At 58.7% G+C, this 19,326-nt stretch carries 19 protein-coding genes; 12 read left to right on the top strand and 7 right to left on the bottom strand.

Features of this window, described 5'->3' with window-relative positions:
• Window positions 1–48: 48 nt before the first annotated feature.
• The gene (locus ACR0KC_RS08265; RefSeq protein ID WP_170398881.1) at window positions 49–1,056 is read right to left on the bottom strand and encodes a porin; all 1,008 of its coding nucleotides are present in this window, start codon (window positions 1,054–1,056) and stop codon (window positions 49–51) included.
• 278 nt (window positions 1,057–1,334) lie between these two features.
• Here ACR0KC_RS08265 and ACR0KC_RS08270 point away from each other — a divergent pair, with 278 nt between their 5' ends.
• The 4 genes from ACR0KC_RS08270 to holA all read left to right on the top strand — a co-directional run bounded on the left by ACR0KC_RS08270 (window position 1,335) and on the right by holA (window position 5,945).
• Entirely contained in the window at window positions 1,335–1,817 is a 483-nt protein-coding gene (locus ACR0KC_RS08270) for a DUF3576 domain-containing protein (RefSeq protein ID WP_170398884.1), read from the top strand.
• A gap of 72 nt (window positions 1,818–1,889) precedes the next feature.
• The gene (leuS, locus tag ACR0KC_RS08275; protein WP_480771702.1) at window positions 1,890–4,442 is read left to right on the top strand and encodes a leucine--tRNA ligase; all 2,553 of its coding nucleotides are present in this window, start codon (window positions 1,890–1,892) and stop codon (window positions 4,440–4,442) included.
• Complete coding sequence (gene lptE / locus ACR0KC_RS08280; protein ID WP_170398890.1) at window positions 4,429–4,920, top strand: LPS assembly lipoprotein LptE; 492 nt, start codon at window positions 4,429–4,431, stop codon at window positions 4,918–4,920. The genes leuS and lptE overlap by 14 nt, the downstream gene beginning before the upstream one ends.
• Window positions 4,917–5,945 (top strand): DNA polymerase III subunit delta, encoded by a 1,029-nt coding sequence (gene holA, locus ACR0KC_RS08285; RefSeq protein WP_480567918.1) that lies wholly within the window; start codon window positions 4,917–4,919, stop codon window positions 5,943–5,945. The genes lptE and holA overlap by 4 nt, the downstream gene beginning before the upstream one ends.
• Window positions 5,946–5,948: 3 nt before the next feature.
• Here holA and ACR0KC_RS08290 read toward each other — a convergent pair whose 3' ends face one another.
• Window positions 5,949–7,127, bottom strand: coding sequence for a TIGR03862 family flavoprotein (locus ACR0KC_RS08290; RefSeq protein ID WP_480705864.1), 1,179 nt, complete (start codon window positions 7,125–7,127; stop codon window positions 5,949–5,951).
• Between the two features lie 44 nt (window positions 7,128–7,171).
• On the opposite strand from ACR0KC_RS08290, the gene ACR0KC_RS08295 reads away from it, so the two are divergent.
• Window positions 7,172–7,468 carry an HNH endonuclease gene (locus ACR0KC_RS08295; RefSeq protein ID WP_480705866.1) on the top strand — a complete coding sequence of 99 codons (297 nt, stop codon included), beginning with the start codon at window positions 7,172–7,174 and terminating at the stop codon, window positions 7,466–7,468.
• Here the strand turns inward: ACR0KC_RS08295 and ACR0KC_RS08300 are convergent, their stop codons facing one another.
• The 3 genes from ACR0KC_RS08300 to ACR0KC_RS08310 are packed head-to-tail and all read right to left on the bottom strand — an operon-like array spanning window position 7,469 to window position 9,557.
• Window positions 7,469–8,206 (bottom strand): VOC family protein, encoded by a 738-nt coding sequence (locus tag ACR0KC_RS08300; protein ID WP_480705868.1) that lies wholly within the window; start codon window positions 8,204–8,206, stop codon window positions 7,469–7,471.
• Window positions 8,203–8,811, bottom strand: a complete 609-nt coding sequence (locus ACR0KC_RS08305) for an enoyl-CoA hydratase/isomerase family protein (RefSeq protein WP_480705870.1) — start codon at window positions 8,809–8,811, stop codon at window positions 8,203–8,205. Before ACR0KC_RS08305 ends, ACR0KC_RS08300 begins: the two co-directional genes overlap by 4 nt.
• Window positions 8,808–9,557, bottom strand: coding sequence for an SDR family oxidoreductase (locus ACR0KC_RS08310; RefSeq protein WP_170611320.1), 750 nt, complete (start codon window positions 9,555–9,557; stop codon window positions 8,808–8,810). The genes ACR0KC_RS08305 and ACR0KC_RS08310 overlap by 4 nt, the downstream gene beginning before the upstream one ends.
• Window positions 9,558–9,689: 132 nt before the next feature.
• Between ACR0KC_RS08310 and ACR0KC_RS08315 the strand changes: the two genes are divergently transcribed.
• From ACR0KC_RS08315 to lpxK, 5 genes are all read left to right on the top strand, one after another.
• Window positions 9,690–11,213 carry a DUF2125 domain-containing protein gene (locus ACR0KC_RS08315; protein WP_480705872.1) on the top strand — a complete coding sequence of 508 codons (1,524 nt, stop codon included), beginning with the start codon at window positions 9,690–9,692 and terminating at the stop codon, window positions 11,211–11,213.
• A 125-nt stretch (window positions 11,214–11,338) separates the two neighbouring features.
• Window positions 11,339–12,685: a TldD/PmbA family protein gene (locus ACR0KC_RS08320; RefSeq protein WP_170508915.1), complete on the top strand. Its 1,347-nt coding sequence runs from the start codon at window positions 11,339–11,341 to the stop codon at window positions 12,683–12,685.
• Window positions 12,672–13,472 (top strand): inositol monophosphatase family protein, encoded by an 801-nt coding sequence (locus tag ACR0KC_RS08325; protein WP_480771703.1) that lies wholly within the window; start codon window positions 12,672–12,674, stop codon window positions 13,470–13,472. Before ACR0KC_RS08320 ends, ACR0KC_RS08325 begins: the two co-directional genes overlap by 14 nt.
• Window positions 13,469–14,704 (top strand): 3-deoxy-D-manno-octulosonic acid transferase, encoded by a 1,236-nt coding sequence (locus ACR0KC_RS08330; protein WP_480771704.1) that lies wholly within the window; start codon window positions 13,469–13,471, stop codon window positions 14,702–14,704. The genes ACR0KC_RS08325 and ACR0KC_RS08330 overlap by 4 nt, the downstream gene beginning before the upstream one ends.
• Window positions 14,691–15,689: a tetraacyldisaccharide 4'-kinase gene (gene lpxK, locus ACR0KC_RS08335; RefSeq protein ID WP_480771705.1), complete on the top strand. Its 999-nt coding sequence runs from the start codon at window positions 14,691–14,693 to the stop codon at window positions 15,687–15,689. Before ACR0KC_RS08330 ends, lpxK begins: the two co-directional genes overlap by 14 nt.
• Before the next feature lie 38 nt (window positions 15,690–15,727).
• Here lpxK and ACR0KC_RS08340 read toward each other — a convergent pair whose 3' ends face one another.
• Window positions 15,728–16,393, bottom strand: coding sequence for a DsbA family protein (locus ACR0KC_RS08340; protein WP_170398926.1), 666 nt, complete (start codon window positions 16,391–16,393; stop codon window positions 15,728–15,730).
• Between the two features lie 14 nt (window positions 16,394–16,407).
• Entirely contained in the window at window positions 16,408–16,914 is a 507-nt protein-coding gene (locus ACR0KC_RS08345) for a DUF721 domain-containing protein (RefSeq protein WP_170398930.1), read from the bottom strand.
• Between the two features lie 81 nt (window positions 16,915–16,995).
• Between ACR0KC_RS08345 and mutY the strand changes: the two genes are divergently transcribed.
• Both mutY and ACR0KC_RS08355 read left to right on the top strand, forming a co-directional pair.
• Window positions 16,996–18,051 carry an A/G-specific adenine glycosylase gene (mutY, locus tag ACR0KC_RS08350; RefSeq protein WP_480771706.1) on the top strand — a complete coding sequence of 352 codons (1,056 nt, stop codon included), beginning with the start codon at window positions 16,996–16,998 and terminating at the stop codon, window positions 18,049–18,051.
• A gap of 59 nt (window positions 18,052–18,110) precedes the next feature.
• Window positions 18,111–19,247 carry an alkane 1-monooxygenase gene (locus ACR0KC_RS08355; RefSeq protein WP_170646760.1) on the top strand — a complete coding sequence of 379 codons (1,137 nt, stop codon included), beginning with the start codon at window positions 18,111–18,113 and terminating at the stop codon, window positions 19,245–19,247.
• Window positions 19,248–19,326 lie beyond the last annotated feature (79 nt).

The following is a 19,326-nucleotide window of genomic DNA, read 5'->3' on the forward strand; positions in this document are numbered from 1 at the left end:
AAGGGCAGGTCCGAAGACCTGCCCATGAACCTTGTGGTTCAGATCAACTTAGAAGTTGAACTGAGCACCAAAGTCGGCACGCAGCTGGCTGTCGCCGTCGCCACGCTTCTGGTTGCCGATACCACCGCGCAGCGATGCACCGCCACCCAGGTCGTAGATGGCACCGATGCCGTACTGCTGCAGATCGTCGTCTGCCGAACCGTCACCGTAAGCGAAGGTCAGAGTGGTTGCCGCGCCCAGGTTGTAGGCTGCCGACAGACCGTATGCGGTGCCGTTGCGGTCATCGTTTGCAACGTCATCGTCTGCGACGAACAGAGTACCGGAGAAGTCACCGAATTCTGCACCCAGGGTCAGAACGGTCAGGCTCTGCTTGTCGGCGTCGCCCAGACCGCTGGTCTGACCGTAGGCCAGAGCGGCAGTTACGTTACCGAAGGTGTAGGTCGCGCTGATGTCCCAGCGGTCTGCATCATCAGTGTCCGCACCCGCAACAGCTTCGTCAGCAAATGTGCGCTGGTCATACGACGCGCCGAAGGCGAAGTCGCCAACTGCGTACTGGAAGAACACAGCGTTTGCGCCCGAACCGGTCGACGAATACGCCAGGAAGTCATAGTCGACGCCCGAGTACTGACCAATGAAGCTTTCCAGGCCAGGCTCGTTACCGTAGTAGTTTGCCAAGTTGTCGAACGAACCGGCTACGTTACCGGCGTCAACACGCAGACCACCGAAGATGACCGAGAAGCGTGCGCCGTTCAGGCCAGCGGAGTTTGCTTCGCCGTTGCCGGCATCTTCGTCTGCCTGCAGACGAACACGGCCTTCAAAGCGAACGCCACCGTCAGTTTCAACGATTCCGTCGATGTTCAGACGGAAGCGCGAGACCAGGATGGTTTCGTCGGTTTCTACGCCGGTCGCTTCACCACCACCAATTGCGTCAACGGTACCTGTACGGTCTTCCAGGTATCCCAGACCAAAGCGGCCGTAACCGCTGAACTTTACTTCGGCCGCTGCAACACTTGCGGTTGCAATCAGTGCGGTCGTTGCGAAGAGAACTTTTTTCATCTTGTTTCCCTCGGTTTCAAAGATTTTCTACTCGACACATGCAAAGCACGCGTCTCAGCACGGACACCGTTTCGCTTTTTTTGCCCCCGTTGCGCAAGCTTGGCATAAACGCAAAGACGTCATTCGGCCCAAATTGGTGCAAGGATGCCACAGTCGAATTCAACGGATCGTGCGGTTCGCGCGAGTCGATCATAAAAGAATAGGGTTGTTGCTGTACGGGTCCTTGTCTAGGAGTATCACTCGACAGAGCAAAACAAGTGACACGGGACCTTCCAACGATGCGCCGTATTACGATTCCAGGTTTGATCATGGTAACGGCTGCCTTATCAGCCTGCGGAGGGCCACCGCCGGGCGATGCAAGTGTGTTGACCGCTGATGGCAGCTCGACAGAGGAACGCGAACTGAATGACCCGAATCGTTCGACGATCTGGGACGTATTCGGCCCGAACACCTCAGAGCAGGTCACTCAGGTAAATCGCTATCTGTGGGCCGCATCGCTGGATGTACTGAATTTCTTGCCGATCCAAGAGGTCGATCCGTTTACCGGAGTGATCGTAACGGGTTATGGCACACCGCCCGGCGGCGGGCGTTCCTATCGCGCGACAGTTCACATCAGTGATCCCGCTTTGGAAGCGCGTTCTTTGTCCGTAGCTCTTCAGACCAGTGGCGGTTCTCCGGTCAGCGCTGCAACGTCGCGCGCCGTCGAAGATGCGATCCTGTCTCGCGCGCGTCAGCTACGCATTGCGGACAACAAGTTCTAGAAACCCGACAAAAATCACACTATTACCACGCCGGGTTCCTACCCGGCGTTTTCATTCACGAAGGACCGCATGATGTCGCGCTACTCGGCCAACGAAATCGAAGCAAAATGGCAGGAGGCCTGGGACAAGGCCGGAATCTTCACCGCCAATCACAAGGCGGACAAGCCGAAATACTATGTGCTTGAGATGTTCCCCTACCCGTCTGGCCGTATCCACATGGGGCATGTACGCAACTACACGATGGGTGATGTGATCGCCCGCCACAAGCTCGCAACCGGTCATAACGTGCTGCACCCGATGGGCTGGGACGCGTTCGGGATGCCTGCGGAAAACGCCGCAATGGCCAGTGGTGGCCACCCCAAAGATTGGACCTACGGCAATATCGCCGACATGCGCGGACAGATGAAGCCGCTGGGCCTGTCGATCGACTGGTCTCGTGAATTCGCCACCTGTGATCCGGAATACTATGGCCAGCAGCAGGCTTTGTTCCTGGATATGCTCAAGGCCGGTCTGGTTTATCGCAAGAACGCCGTGGTGAACTGGGACCCGGTCGATATGACCGTTTTGGCCAATGAACAGGTAGAAAACGGCCGTGGCTGGCGTTCAGGCGCCTTGGTTGAGCGTCGCGAGTTGACTCAGTGGTTTTTCAAGATTTCCGATTATTCCGAGGAACTGCTCGACGCGCTGGATACGCTGGATAACTGGCCCGCCAAGGTACGCCTGATGCAAGAGAACTGGATCGGCAAGTCCCGTGGCCTGCAATTCGGGTTCGAACGCACCGATGGAGGTGAGCCGATCACCGTCTACACGACACGGCCCGATACGCTGATGGGCGCGTCGTTTGTTGGCATCTCGCCCGATCATCCGATTGCCAAGCAGCTTGAGGCAGAAAACCCGAAAGTCGCTGAATTCGTTGCTGAATGCCGCAAGGGCGGCACCACCGAAGAGGCGATCGAAACCGCCGAAAAGCTGGGTTATGACACCGGCATACGTGTAAAACATCCACTCGACCCCAGCTGGGAGCTGCCGGTCTGGATCGCCAACTTTATCCTGATGGACTATGGCACCGGCGCCATTTTTGCCTGCCCAGCTCATGATCAACGTGACCTCGATTTCTGTCGCAAATACGGCCTGCCGGTGGTCGACACATTCTTTGCACTGGATGATGACACTCCGGTCGACAAGATCGCGTTTGTTCCACCGAAAACCGAGAAAGTCCGCTGGGTGAATCATTTTGCGGGTCTCACCGAGGCAACGTGTGACGAGGCCATCAATGCCACCGTTGATTTCGCCGAAAAGGCCGGTTGGGGTGAAGGTGTTACCAAATACCGCCTGCGCGATTGGGGGCTCAGCCGCCAGCGCTATTGGGGCTGCCCGATTCCTGTTGTGCATTGTGATCAATGCGGCACGGTCCCCGAGAAGATAGATAATCTACCGATCGAGCTGCCTTATGATGACGGCAACGGCAAACCCATAGATTTTTCGATCCCCGGCAACCCGCTGGACCGCCACCCCAGCTGGCGCGACACCCCTTGCCCTTCCTGCGGCGCTCCAGCCAAGCGGGAAACTGACACGATGGACACGTTTGTCGATTCGTCGTGGTACTTCGCCCGTTTCACCGCTCCGCGCGCGGAAACGCCCACCGATCTTGCCGAAGCCGAGTACTGGATGAATGTTGACCAGTATATCGGCGGCATCGAGCACGCGATTCTGCACCTGCTCTATTCGCGCTTCTTCGCGCGGGCGATGAACATCACTGGTCATTTGCCGAAGAAAGCGATTGAGCCGTTCAACGCGCTGTTCACTCAAGGCATGGTGACTCATGAAATTTATCAGACACGCGACGCCAACGGTCGCCCGGTCTATCACCTGCCCGAGGACGTGACCGACGGCAAACTGACCGACGGCACCGTGGTTGAAATCATCCCCTCAGCCAAAATGTCCAAGTCGAAAAAGAACGTCGTCGATCCAGTCAGCATCATCTCGGCCTTTGGTGCGGATACTGCGCGCTGGTTTGTTCTGTCCGACTCCCCACCTGAGCGCGACGTGGAATGGACCGCGTCGGGCGCCGAGGCCGCGTTCAAACATCTCAGCCGCGTGCACCGCATCGCCGCAGAAATCGCGGAATCTGATCTACCGGCCACTGCAGATGACGAAACGCTGCTACGTGAGATGCACAAAGCCATTCATGACGTATCGGGCGGGGTCGAATCCTTTGGCTTTAACGCATCTATCGCAAAGCTTTATGCATTCACCAACACGCTTGCCAAATCCAAAGCGGGCTCTGCAGTCAAGCGCGAGGCAGCCAAGACACTAGCGCAGCTGATGTCGCCGATGACGCCACACCTGTCCGAAGAACTTTGGCAGATGCTGGGCGGCGAAGGCCTGGTTGCAACCGCGCCTTGGCCCATCGCGGATGAGACGATGCTGATCGATGACACCATAACCCTGCCGATTCAGATCAACGGCAAGCGTCGGGCCGAGATCAGCGTAGCCAAAGATCTGGATAAAGCAGAGGTTGAAAAAATCGCCCTCAGCACCGAAGCTGTGCAAAAGGCGCTGGATGGCGCTGCACCGAAGAAAGTGATCGTTGTTCCGGGCCGGATCGTTAATGTCGTCGTTTGATCGTAGAACCCTGTTATTGATGCCGCTGGCGCTCGCCGCTTGCGGGTTCGAGCCGGTTTATGCGCCCGGAGGATCAGGCTCGGCCTTGGATGGCAAGGTCGAGGTGTCCGCACCAAATACGGTCGAAAGCTTTCTGCTGGTCCAAAACCTGGAACGTAAATTAGGTCGAAGCGCGACCTCGGGCAACGAATACAAGCTGGATGTCGGGGTATCGACGGTCACCCGCAGGGCCTCGATTACCACAGCGAATGAAACCAATCGCTATACGATCGACGGGAATGCGACTTACGCGCTGAAATCCAATGCGACCGGGCAAATCATCGCCTCGGGCAACGTTACCGAGTTTGTCGGTTATTCTGCTGCAGGCTCGACCGTGTCTACACTGGCAGATGAACGCGACGCGACCGAGCGCTTGATGGTGATTCTGGCCGATCAGATCGTAAATCGCCTTTACGCCACGCCGGGCCTGTCCACATGAAGCTGAGCCCGCGCGAGGCTGATGGGTATTTTGCCAAGCCGGACGCGGACAAAGCCGGGCTGTTGATCTACGGGGCGGACGCGATGCGCGTTGCTCTAAAGCGTCAGCAAGTTCTGGCGGCTTTGTTGGGATCCGGCGCTGAAGAGGAAATGCGCCTGACCCGCATTCCCGGAAGCGATCTACGCAGCGATCCGGCCCTGTTGCTGGACGCGGTCAAGGCTGTCGGATTTTTCCCCGGTCCCCGCGCGGTGTTTGTTGAAGACGCCACCGATGTCGCAGCGCCTGCGATTCTAACAGCCCTTGAAGACTGGGATCATGGTGATGCACAGATCATCGTAACGGCCGGGCAGCTCAAACCCAGCTCGAAAATCCGCAAAGCATTCGAAGCGAACCCTGCCGCATACGCTGTTGGCATCTACGATGACCCGCCCTCGCGCGCCGAGGTGGAGCGCATTCTGGCGCAAGCCGGATTGAAGAATATTCCGCGCGATTCGATGTCGGCGCTTAGCGAACTTGCAATGGCGCTCAGCCCTGGTGATTTCACTCAATCAGTTGAGAAACTGTCGCTTTACAAACGCGGTGACGCCGGTGAACTGACGATTGAAGATATTGAAGCCTGTGCGCCGCGGTCGACCGAGGCGGCGCTGGATGATGTATTGAACGTCGTTGCCGAGGGCCGGGCACAGGAAATCGGCCCCCTGATCCGACGCCTGCAGGCGCAGGGCACCAACGGGGTCACCTTGTGTATTGGGGCGACGCGGCATTTCCGAACGCTCTATGCCTGCGCATCCGACCCTGGAGGCGCGGCGCAGGGAATCGGCAAGCTGCGCCCTCCGGTCTATGGCAAACGACGTGACCGGATCCTGAGGCAAGCTCAGGGATGGGGGGCGCCCAAGCTGCAGACCGCTTTAACCGTCCTTACAGATACGGACCTATCCTTGCGCTCGGCAGGTCAAACCGCACCTGCGATGGCACTGGTAGAGCGTGCAATGATCCGACTGGCGATGCTGGCCCGATCGGGTTAAGGCCTAGCGCGCCAACCACGTTGCCGCCGACTGACCGGCCCAACGTCCCGTCGCCAGACAGGCGGTCAGAAGATAACCACCGGTCGGGGCTTCCCAATCCAGCATCTCGCCCGCGCAAAAAACGCCCGGACATGCAGTCAGCATCAAACCGCTGTCCACGGCACCCGATGCTACCCCGCCAGCGGTTGAGATCGCCTCATCCATCGGGCGTAGCCCAGCATACCTGATGGGCAGGTTTTTCAGCGCACCGATCCATTGCGTTTGCTTCAATGCGCGGTTCTTAGTCATTTCGTGGAACAAAGCGATCTTTTGCGGAGACAGACGCAGACCATTCTTCAACCAATGCGAAAGCGTTGCCTTTGATTTCTTCGCGTCCAATCGCGCCTGCATCCCTTCAGCCGTCACATCCGGGACCAGATCAACAAACAGCGGCGCCCCCGTCCGCAGCGCAGGGGTCAGGGCATACATACCGCCACCTTCCAGGCCTTTTGCGGAAATAGTGGCCTCACCACGGCTATCCAGATCGCCCGCCATCCACCGCACCGATTTGAGCGCCGCGCCAAAATGTGGCTGCATATAGGGGCTCCAATCGACTGACAGAGCGGCGTTAGCCGGTGCAAACGGTGTTAGATCAACTCCGCTGTCCGCAAGCCATTGGGCCCAAGCCCCATCCGAACCCAACCGCGCCCAGCTGGCACCCCCTAATGCCAAAACCGTCGCGTCGGGCGAGCAAAACTGCATGCCATCTGGCGTCTCAAAAACCAACGCCCCACCTTGCCATCCCTGCCAGCACCAGCGTGTCCTGATCTGAACACCGGCCTGATCCAATCTGGCCAGCCAGGCCCGCAGCAAGGGTGAGGCCTTCATGACTTTCGGAAACACCCGCCCGGTAGAGCCCGTGAACATCTCTTGCCCAAGATCACCGGCCCAAGCCTTCACCGCCTGTGCGTCAAACGCTTGTATCATCGGATGCAACCAATCCTTTGCATCCCCGTATGCGCCCATAAGCATGTCAAAAGGCTCATCCTTGGTCAGGTTCAGGCCGGACTTCCCCGCCATCAGGAATTTACGCGCGACAGACGGCTTGGCTTCGGCCACTGCAACCTCGTGCCCGGCGGCGGCAAGCTGTTCGGCGGCCATTAACCCCGCTGGCCCTGCCCCGATGACCATGGTTTGCGCCATTGTGTCCCTCTTGCCCTGTACACGCATCAGCGCGAAGTTAGGTCATGGCAAATTCCGATCCGATCTGCCCGCTCTGCAACCGTCCGATCCCCGAAGGTGGTGGAAGCCTGCACCATCTGATCCCAAAGCTTAAGGGAGGCAAGGGCGGGCCCACCGTTTTGTTGCATCAGATATGCCACAAAGAGATCCACGCGACACTGACCGAGGCCGAATTGGCGCGTGACTTCCACACTGTCGATGCGCTCCGCGCCCACCCGAGGCTCGAGAAGTTCCTGATGTGGGTGCGCAAACGCCCGCCGGGGTTTCGCTCAAAAGTGCCGGGAAAACGACGCGGGCGATGATCAGGCAGGAAGCCAGGGATCACCGAATGCATCCTTTTTCGGGTCAGCCAGCCCTTCAATTTCGATCCCAAGATAGTCCGGCACCGGTGCAAACCGGGCATTTGGGATGTGTTGGTATTCCAACGTGGTATATGGGCGCTTCCACAGCCATTCGCGATTCTCAACCGCCCAGAGATCGGGGTTGGGAGGCTCCTCTGCGGTGAACGCATAGAAATGCAGATCGAACCCGTGAGGTTCGACATCCTGCAGAGACAGCAAAGACAGTCCCATGGATCGGCAAAACGCATCTTCGGCGACAATATCGCCGGTTCGCAAAGTGATCTGGCCGATACAGGCCTTCGCGAAGGGGGCGTCCGGGCTTGTAGCATCAACCGGTCGGTTGCCCTCGAAATCCTGCTGCAGCAGTTCAATGGCAAACCCTTCGGGGTCATTCAGATGGCACATATAGCCGATATCCAGAAACTGCCGCGGCGCGCTGACCGGGATACCCTTCTGGCGCAGGTGTTCTGCGGCAAGATCAACATCCGGCAACGTGATCCCGATCTTCCAATACCGCTGCCCCGGATCATGGCGGTAGCCCCCGCCGCCCGGCATCAGCAACAGATCGGCATCCTGACCGGAATATCCAAGACGACGATTGGCGCCTTCAACCCTGACAGACATGCCAAGCGCATCACGATAAAACGCCGCCAACGCATCTGGGTCCGCCACCCGCAATCGGAGCGCGGCCAACCTCATGGGCACAATCCGGCTATGCCCGCAGCAACCGACGGATCTGCGGACAGGCTGTCGGCTACAAGTTCTTGTGCAGTTGGTATCAAATGTTCGGGCTCAACCACCCGATCAACCAGCCCAAAGCTATAAGCTTCTTCTGCAGAAATCGTCTGTCCCGCCATCAGTATGAGTCGGGTTCTGGCCGGACCGATCAACTCTGCCATCCGCTTGGGATCCGAGGGCTGCGGCAAGAATCCCAGCTTCATGACCGGGTAAAAGAACTTGGCCGAGGGCACTGCGATACGCAGGTCACAGGCCAGCACCATACCGTTGGCTCCACCGGCCAAAGTGCCGTTGAGCGCGGCCACCGTCAGGCAGGGCAAGGCGGCAATGGCACCCGACAACCTCTCCCAAAGATCGGAGGTCGCAAGGCCCGCCCGCGCTTCTTCAAGATCGGCGCCCGCACTGAAGACCCGGCCCGCCCCCGTCAGGATCAATGCACGTGCCTCGGTTGCCGCCTCTGCGATGCGTACCAATTCGCTAAGCATCGCTGAGGTCAGCGCATTGGCCTTATCCGGATTGTTCAACGTGACGGTCCACAGCCCATTATCCTGTGTCAGTTCGATCACGTCAGCCCAACCCTTTTTCGGATGTCTTCGTTGCGCAGCGATATCTCGGTCCCCAAGAACTCATCCGCATCTGCCGAGCACATCCACATCAACGCCCGCGCGGGCCAGTCTGCGGGGATGTGATCGTCCCAATCCAGCTGACTTACTGGATTGATTCCGCTGGCCTTGATCACCCGCTGCATATCTGTGGCCACAGTTCCCGGGGACAGGCCCATTGCGCGAATACCGTGATGCGCCTCTTCCAGATGCAGGCATTCGGTCAGCATCTTGGCCCCGGCTTTTGATGCGCAATAGTGGCTCCAGGCTTCGACCGGGTTCGACGCGGCACCGGACGAGACTGTCAGAACGGTCCCGCCGCCTGCTGCCCGCATGATGGGCAGGACGGCACGCATTCCGTAAAAGACACCTTTCAGGTTGATGTCGATTGCTTGGCTCCAGGCCCGGGTGTCGGCATTCGACAGATGAAAGATCGGATCAATGACGCCCGCGTTCCCGATTAGCACATCCAGCTTGCCGAACCGGTCGATGCAATCGGCAACTGTCTGTTCAAACTGGGAAAAATCGCTGACGTCGCAGGCCAGCGCCATGGCGTTTTCACCCAATGCCGCAGCCAGAGCGTCAATCTGATCGCGGCTGCGGGCGACCAAGGCCACATTGGCCCCAGCTGCGGCAAAAACGCGCCCGGCTTCCGCTCCGATGCCTCGGCTTGCCCCTGTGATCAGTACCGTTTTCCCTTGCATATGCATCGTTTAAATCCCTGCATTTGAAATTGTCTTAACTCGTACCCTGCAAATGGGGAATTGGTCCACCCCTTCCCCCTTGACGCTGGCCGCTACAGGCACGACCATGCCGGCAAATTGATCAAGAAGGGTTCTATTATGACTGTTTTCCTTCGCCGTAGCTGCGGTGCAGCTTTGGCCTATGCTGTTGCAACCAACGGCACGTTTGCAGATGTTACCGCCAATGATGTCTGGGCCGATTGGCAGGCTTATCTGGGCGGCATGGGCTATGACGTCACTGGCGATCAGAGCGTTTCCGGCAACGTCACCACCATCGCGAACATGACGATGGCCATGGCCATTCCGGACACCGAAGGCACCTTCGACATGGTCATCCCCGAGATGACGTTGACCGAAAATGGCGACGGTACAGTCAATATCGGCTTTCCTGCCAGCTTCCCGATGACAATTTCCGGTGAAGCCGAGGGCGAGACATTTTCGGCTGATCTGATGTACGCTCACGACGCCTTGGAAATGGTCGTTTCGGGTACCCCCGAAAACATGACATATGACTATACGGCGAACAGCCTGACTCTGTCGATGGACTCGATGGAGTTTGATGGCGAAACCGTATCCAGCGACATGTTTGCCTTGAACGTTCAGATGAACGAAATCGCAGGCACATCGCAGATGCAGATCGGCGAGATGCGCGATATCGCGCAGCAGTTCACGGCCAGCAGCCTGTCCTATGATGTGGCCTTCAACGAGCCCGAAAGTGAAGACACGGGCCGGATCAGCGGTAAATTAGATGGTTTGAAATTTGATGGCGATACAATCATCCCACCCGGTATGGATGTCGCCAACATTGAAGACATCTACAAGGCCGGATTTGCCGCTTCAGGTACATTCACATACGCCTCGGGCAGCACCGAAATGGCAGGCACTGCCGAGGGTGAGCCATTCTCGCTCAGCAGCAGTTCCGAAGGAGGCAGCTTTACCGGCAGCATCGATGCACAGCGCCTTGTCTACGATCTTGCGCAGAACAGCACCAAACTAGCCGTCACCACGTCGGATCTGCCTTTTCCAATCGAAATCGCGATGGCAAATGCAGGGCTGAAATTCGAGCTTCCGGTGCAGGCCTCGGAAGAAATCCAGCCATTTGGATTTGGCATGAACCTGACGGATTTCACCATGTCCGACGTGTTGTGGAGCATGTTCGACCCTGCTAGTGCGCTGCCGCGCGATCCGGCGACCATCGCGTTGGATGCAACCGGCACCGCCAAAGTTCTGGTCGATTTCATGGACCCGGAAGCCGTCGAAGAGCTTGAGACATCTGATATCGTTCCGGGCGAACTGCATTCGCTGAAGATCAACAAGCTTCTCGTATCATTGGTCGGAGCCCAATTGAGCGGTGATGGCGACTTTGCGTTCGACAACTCCAACACGGAAGAGTTTGATGGCCTGCCTGCCCCGTCAGGTGTTGCCAACTTGAAACTTGTTGGGGCCAACGCTCTGCTGGACAAGCTGATCGGCATGGGCTTTGTGTCGGAAAACGACGCGCTGGGCGCGCGTATGATGATGGGTCTGATGGCTGTTCCGGGTGAAGAACCGGACACGTTGAACTCGAAAATCGAGTTTACCGAGGATGGACAGATCCTGGCCAACGGTCAGCGTATCAAGTGACAAACAAATTGGGAAAGGCCGCTGCGCTGGCCTTTCCCGCCCGAGGCACATAAAGCCAGTGGGCTGCAGGCCTTGCGGGACAGACTATCCGAGGCTAGGTCCAGAACAACAAGACCGGAGGCCTCATGACGCGAACACCTCAAACAATCAGTGAAGAGCTGCTGAATGCAGCCCGCAAGGCAGGTGCCGAGGCAGCGGATGCCATAGTAATTGATGGCTCATCCGTTTCTGTGGAAGTACGTAGTGGTGCATTGGAACATGCCGAACGCTCGGAAGCGACCGATCTAGGGCTGCGGGTCTTCCTTGGCAAACAGCAGGCAATCGTATCCAGTTCGGATAGTCGCCCCGATACGCTTACCGCGATGGCCGAGCGCGCCGTGGCCATGGCACGGGAAGCGCCGGAAGATCCGTTCACCGGCTTGGCCGCGCCTGACCAATTGGTCGCCAACTGTAATATCGACGCGCTGGAGCTGTTTGACCCAGCCCCTGAACCCAGCGCTGAAGCTCTGATGCAGGATGCGCTGGCGGCAGAGGCAGCAGCGCTGGACGTTACGGGAGTCTCACAGGTGTCAGACGCTGCGGCCGCCTATGGTACCCACCGGGTCCATCTTGCCGCGACAAACGGCTTTTCGGGTGGCTACATGCGCAGCAGCCGTTCAACCTCATGCGTCGCCATTTCCGGCGAAGGGACGGGAATGGAGCGTGACTATGACGGTGACAGCCGGACTTTTCAGTCTGACCTGCGCAGCCCCGCCGAGATTGGTCGCACGGCCGGTGAACGTGCGGTTCAGATCGTGGGAGCACGCAAGCCCCAGACCGGCAGTTTTCCGGTGGTGTTCGACGAACGGATTTCGTCATCCCTGATCGGCCATCTGCTGGCCGCCAGCAATGGCGCGGCGATAGCCCGCGGGGCCTCATGGCTGAAGGAAAGCCTTGGGCAACAGGTTCTACCGGCACATTTGTCTTTGATTGAAGACCCGTATCGCCCGCGCATTTCGGGCTCGCGCCCGTTCGATGCCGAAGGGCTGGCAACACGGCGCAGGGCGATCGTTGAAGATGGCGTTCTGACCGGTTGGACGTTAGACCTGTCCAGCGCCCGCAAATTGGGAATGACCTCGACCGGCAACGCAGCGCGCGGCGTATCCGGGCCGCCGTCGCCTAGCAACTGGAACCTGAGCCTGACGCAAGGCGAGAAGACCCGCGCCGAGTTGTTGCGCGACATGGGTACCGGGCTTTTGGTCACTTCGATGATCGGATCGACCATCAATCCGAATACCGGCGACTATTCACGCGGCGCTTCGGGATTTTGGGTTGAGAACGGCGAGATCACCCATCCCGTCAACGAGTGTACCATCGCTGGCAATCTTCGCGACATGCTGATGCGAATCATTCCGGCAAACGATGCGCGGCCTTACCTATCGCGCGTTGTACCCTCGCTGTTGATCGAAGGGATGACACTTGCCGGCAACTGACCTGCCCCTGCTGATCGACGCTGCGCTTGAGGCCGGAAAGATCGCCACGCGCTATTCGGGTCCAGATGCCCAGCGCTGGGATAAACCCGAAGGCGCAGGCCCGGTGACCGAGGCCGATCTGGCCGTCAACGCGATGCTCGAACGTGATCTGCAGGCGGCCCGACCGGATTATGGCTGGCTGAGTGAAGAGACCGAGGATTCCCCCGACCGTCTGACGTGTGATCGGGTCTTCGTCATCGATCCCATCGACGGCACCCGCAGTTTTGCCGAGGGGTCGCGCACATGGGCCCATTCGCTGGCCGTAACCGAGAACGGTGAGGTCACGGCAGCCGTCATCTACCTGCCCTTACGTGATCTGCTGTATGCGGCTGCAAAAGGGCAAGGTGCAACGTTGAATGGCACTGCAATCCAAGTGTCGGGGCAAGCGCACCTGCCCGAAGCCGAGATTTTGGCGGCAAAACCCAATCTAGATCCGCGCCACTGGCAATCCGGTGCTGCACCTGACTTTCGCCGTGTATACCGCCCGTCTCTGGCCTATCGGATGGCGCTGGTTGCGCAGGGACGGTTCGACGGGATGCTGACGCTGCGACCCAGTTGGGAATGGGATATCGCCGCCGGAGATCTGATCCTGCGCGAGGCAGGCGGGCTCTGTACCGATCGTTTGGGGCAACCTCTGCGCTTCAACAATACCCACCCGCGCCTGAACGGCGTGGTGGCGGCAGGTTCAGCGGTGCATTCGGACCTTCGGGCCCGGCTTGACCCGAATGGGGCCGGAATTCCGGCATGAGCAAGCCGCGATCTCTGAGCCTTGCGGCCTATCGGGTCCTGTCCTGGGGCGTCCCGCAAAGCACGGGCCACCCCGAGATTGCGCGCCCGGAAGGTGAACTTCTGTGGGTCCATGTCAGTACACCCGATCGGTTGCGGGCCGTCGACAATATTTGCCGTCGGCTGCTGTCTGTGCGACCGGGACTTTCGCTGTTGCTGACCGCCCCACCCGATGTTGATCTGAAGGACTGGGAAGATTGCGATACCCCGATCACAATGCTGCCCGCCGAACATACCGGCGCGGCGCGCACGTTCTTGGATCACTGGCGCCCTGATATGGGGCTGTGGTTTGGCGGTGGGCTGATGCCCAATGTGATAACACGCGCACAGGAGCGGGGCATTCCGCTAATTTTGCTTGAGGCTGTGGTCGACGTGAAAACCGCAAGGGGTGGACGTTGGCTACCTGATATCACGCGATACACGCTGGATTGCTTTACAGCGATACTTGCGCCCAATGATGACAGCGCACGCCAAATCCGACGCCTGGGAGTGAACTCGGCAAAAATCTCGGTCGCGCCACCACTTCATATCAGCCCCAACCCAGAGCCCTGGCCCGAAGATGAATTGATCGAGACCACTCACACAATGGCCGGACGCCCGGTTTGGCTGGCCGCATGGGTTCAGGACAAGGAATTCATCTCGGTTCTGACGGCCCATCGTCAGGCCTTGCGGATGCTGCCACGTCTGGCTTTGGTCCTGCATGTGGCGGATATGTCCGAGTCAGCGCCCTTGTTTAAACGCCTCGAAGCGATGGACCTTCGATGCGCCAACTGGGATGAAGGCCATCCAATCGAAGACACCACACAAGTGATTCTAACAGCCGAGCCCGAGGATCTGGGCCTTTGGCATCGTGTATCCGCAGTTACCTTCATGGGAAGTTCACTGGAACGCGGGGCGCGGGGGCACGACCCTCTGACCGCAGTCGCCTTGGGATCTGCGGTAATCCATGGGCCTCATGTCAGCAAGCATCGCAGTCTCTATGACAGATTGGGACAGGCAAAAGCCGCGTTGAAGATACGAACCGCAACAGAGTTGGGCGATGGCGTTGTCGAATTGTTGGCACCTGACCGCACAGCAGACATGGCATTGGCCGGATGGCGGATTGTCACCGAAGGGGCTCCACAGGCGGACCAACTGATCGATATGGTACAGGATACACTGGACCGGCGAGGGCGTGACGATGCGGGCGCCTGACTTCTGGAACTCAGCCCCTGATCGGTTGGATCTGCGCGCCAGGCTGTTGGCGCCACTTGGTCGCCTCTATGCCGCTGCAACCGCCCGTCGCGTGGCGAGCAGGCAAGGCATCTCGCCGGGCGTACCGGTTATCTGCGTTGGCAACCTGAATGCCGGTGGCACAGGGAAGACACCGACGGTGATCTGGGTTTTAGAATATTTGAGGGATAACTGGCATCAACCTCATGTCGTGACCAAAGGCCATGGTGGCTCGCTGGAAGGCCCGGTGCAGGTCGACCCGCGCAAACACACAGCGGCTCAGGTCGGGGATGAACCCCTGTTGCTCGCCGCGTTTGCCGAGGTCTGGGTCGCCAAAGATCGTGCAGCGGGCGCGCAGGCAGCCGCAGCGGCAGGGGCGACCGCGATCGTGCTGGACGACGGTTTTCAGAACCCCGCAGTTGCCAAGGATTTTTCGATCATCGTAGTGGATGCGCAGCGCGGATTTGGCAATGGCCTTTGCCTGCCTGCCGGTCCACTGCGAGAGCCCGTGGCCGTTGGATTGAAACGTGCCGATCTCGTGTTGTCGCTTGGGGACGCCGCAGCGCAGTCAACATTTTCAGAAAGATGGGAACCTGCCCTGACGGTCCCACACGCCACCGGCGAGGTGTATCCGCTCCAAACCGGAATGGACTGGAACAATACACCCGTTCTGGCCTTTGCGGGCATAGGCTATCCGGACAAGTTCTTTGGAACTCTGCGACAGCAAGGCGCTAAACTGCTGCGGGCCGAGGCACTGGATGATCACCAACCACTGACTTCAGCGCTGATGACGCGGCTTGAGAACGAGGCCAAAGCACTGGGCGCGCAACTGGTGACAACCGAGAAAGACGCCGTGCGCCTGCCCGCCACATTCCGCAGCAAAGTTCTGACCCTACCGGTTCGGTTGCAAATCAATCAGGATGACAAAGTCAAAGAGTTGTTGGCGAAGGCCGCGCCTTCACCTTAGGCAGATGGCCAGCCCAAAACAGGCTGACCATTCAGGATTTAGCTGCCAAGCTCGGCTTCGATCAGCGTCTTGAAGTCGTCATAAGGCTGATTTTCAACCTTCTTCCCATTCACGACGAAAGTAGGCGTCGCCTGAATTCCATCGCGTTCGGCATTTTCCTGATACCAGGCCACCAGTGTCTGCGCGCGGGTACCGTCCTGCAGGCAAGCCTCAAGCTGATCATTGTCTATGCCAGCGAGACGCCCGATCTTGCGCAGTTCATCAACGATCTCGGCAGGACCTCCGGCCCGAGTCCATTCCGACTGGCCTTCATACAGCAGGTCGGTGATGCCAAAGAACTTTTCAGGTCCTGCACAGCGCGCGACCATCGAGGCCCACAGGCCATAGCGGTCGAAATACACCTCACGGTAAGTGAACTTTACCTTGCCGGTATCGATGAAGTCCTTTTTGAGCTGCTTGTACGCGCCCTGATGGAAATTCGCGCAATGCGGGCAGGTGTACGATGCATATTCGATGATCTCGACTGGCGCGTCTTCGGCCCCCTGCACCATCTCGACGATGGTCGAGGTGTCCAAATCCGCCTCTTGCGCCTCAGCAGCACCAACAAGCGGGTTCGAAGGGATCGTGTTACTCGACGTTGTCAGCCAATAGCCGCCAGCGGCCACGGCGACAGCCGCACATATTACGGTTGCAATCCGGCTCATTCATCAGCCCTTTCTTAGCGTTTCTGTCTGGATAAAACGTTGCGGCCCAAACGTTCAAGGGCCGCGCGCAAATCTTCATCATCAACCGCGCGCGACACATTGTCGGCCTCAGCTGCGATTTCTGGTGAAACAACCGGTTTCGTCTGTTTCGGTTTGTGATCGAAACTCGCCTGCCCCTCAGCAAATCCGGTAGGCGCGGTCTGGGTGATACGCACCCGATTGATCGCGTTGTAACCATAGACCGCATTCACTTTGTCGCGCAGCTGTTCTTTCTGCATCTCTAGCATTGGCGCCTGCGGCCCGGTTGTCAGCACCGTCAGTGTCGCGCCAAAGCCACCCTTGGCGTATCCCACATTCACCGGCCGGGCGATCGACGCGATGTCCTGGCCCACAATCTCGGCCCAATGGGTCAAAAGGCGCGAGACGGCGAATCCCCGGCTTTCCCCGGCCTGCCTGATCCGGTCGTTCAGCAAAGTGGCGGTGCGCTTGAACCCGCGGGTCGAGGAACGTCTGCGTTGCATCTGGTTTCCAACTCCTGCGCCGCTATTGTAATAGGCTGATACCCGGACGCCAGTGAAACCCGACAGAGAGTTACATAAAACTTGCGTGACTGCACCGAATCTGACCTGAGCAATACGCTGCTGGATTGGTACGACCGCCACGCACGTGAAATGCCTTGGCGTATTGGCCCGGCAGCGCGTGCCGCAGGCGTAGCACCAGACCCCTACCGCGTCTGGCTATCCGAAGTGATGCTGCAACAAACGACCGTTGCCGCTGTTCGCGACTATTTTGTTCGTTTCACCACGCGCTGGCCAACCGTCGAAGCCCTTGCCAATGCGCAAGATGATCAGGTCATGGGGGAATGGGCTGGCCTGGGCTATTACGCCCGCGCCCGCAACCTTCTGAAATGCGCGCGGGTGGTTGCGTCCGCGCATAACGGGCAGTTTCCCGACAATTACGATGCACTACTGGAACTGCCGGGCGTTGGCCCCTATACGGCGGCGGCCATAGCAGCCATCGCATTTGATCGACCAGAAACTGTCCTGGACGGCAATGTCGAACGGGTCATGGCAAGGCTCTATGATATTCACGAACCCCTGCCCGCCTCAAAACCCCTGTTAAAGAAAAAAGCCGCGGCATTGACCCCGCAGCACCGGCCTGGAGATTACGCGCAGGCTGTCATGGATTTGGGTGCAACGATCTGTACTCCAAAATCTCCGACTTGCGGTATTTGCCCCCTGCATGCGGCCTGTCTGGCGCGGAAGGCGAGGACGCAGGTGGAACTGCCGCAAAAAACGCCCAGGAAGCCCAAACCCACCCGGCTGGGCCACATCTACATCGCCCAACGCGGCGATGGTGCCCTGCTGTTGGAACGCCGCCCCGATAAGGGCCTGCTGGGCGGAATGTTGGGCTGGCCCGGCTCGGACTGGTCCGAAACACCGCTGGAAAGCCCTCCGTTCCCGGCGCGATGGCACGAAATCCCCGGTGAAGTGAGACACACCTTCACCCACTTTCACCTGATCCTGCGTATTTGGACAACCGAATTGCCAGACGGTTGCAATCCGAACGGTCTGACAGTCATGGACAAACACCAATTCAGGCCCAGCGATCTGCCCACGGTTATGCGCAAGGCTTTTGACCTCTGGCGCGGCCAATAGACCGCTGGGCAAAGCCCAGTGCGCGGTCTACGGTGCCGCCAACGTTTCGGAGCCTCAACATGATCGCATCTGACACCCTGTCCCGATGGCAATCCGCCCTTCCCTTTTGGGTCTCATACCTCCTGATCCCACTGATCTGGATGACCACTACGGCAGGCGGATGGTGGGTCCTGCTGGTACCGCTTTCGACATGGTGGGTCTTTGCGGTGCTAGACCGGCTGACCGGCCTAAACCTTCAAAACGCCGACCCGGATACGCCAGATGCGGGGCTGCAATGGTATATCTGGCTGACCAAAGCCTGGGCGCCGGTGCAATTCCTCACGCTCTATGGGCTGATCTGGTACACTACCCGAGCCGTAAATATGAGCTCGGTCGAAAAAATCGGCGTGTTCTTCGGCATGGGCGTCCTTTCCGGAACGATCGGGATCAACTACAGCCACGAGCTGATGCATCAGAAAGGCAAACTGGAACGCTGGCTTGGCGATTTACTGTTGTCGATGGTCCTTTATTCCCATTTCCGGTCCGAGCACCTGCTGGTTCACCACCGCTACGTCGGAACCCCGCGTGATCCGGTAACCGCTCGCTACAACGAAGGTTTCCACCGGTTCTATCCGCGCGTTCTGCGCCAAAGCCTGATTTCAGCTTTCCGGGCTGAGCGGGAAAAACTGGCCCGCAAAGACCGCCCGTGGACCGACCCGGCAAACCCGTTCTGGCGCTATTGGAGCCTGCAAGGAGCCATGCTGCTGCTAGCATTTCTGATCGGCGGATGGGCAGGGCTAGGCCTGTTTTTGGTACAGGCCGGCACCGCGATCTGGCAGCTTGAACTTGTTAACTATGTCGAGCACTACGGGCTGACGCGCAAATATCTGGGCGATGGCAAATATGAGCATGTGCACCCGCGCCATTCCTGGAACGCGTCACAAAAGGCCTCGAATTGGTTGTTGATAAACTTGCAACGCCACTCGGACCACCACTACAAGCCAAACCGGCGCTTTCCATTGCTGCAACACCATACGCAGGACGCAGCGCCGCAACTGCCTCATGGATATCCGGTCATGACCCTTGCCGCGATGATCCCGCCCTTGTGGCGGCGTATCATGAATCCGAGGGTCCGCGCTTGGCGGCGTCAATACTATCCCGAAATCACCAACTGGAAGCCTTACAACAAAGCGCACAACCCTGCCCCTCGCACCTGACTGCAGCGCGCACCAGCGCGCTGCCCGGCCCAACGGGAAGGATCACATCTTTGATCCGGTGCTGACAGGCGGGAGCCCT

The organism is Ruegeria sp. CF3 (assembly GCF_056537365.1).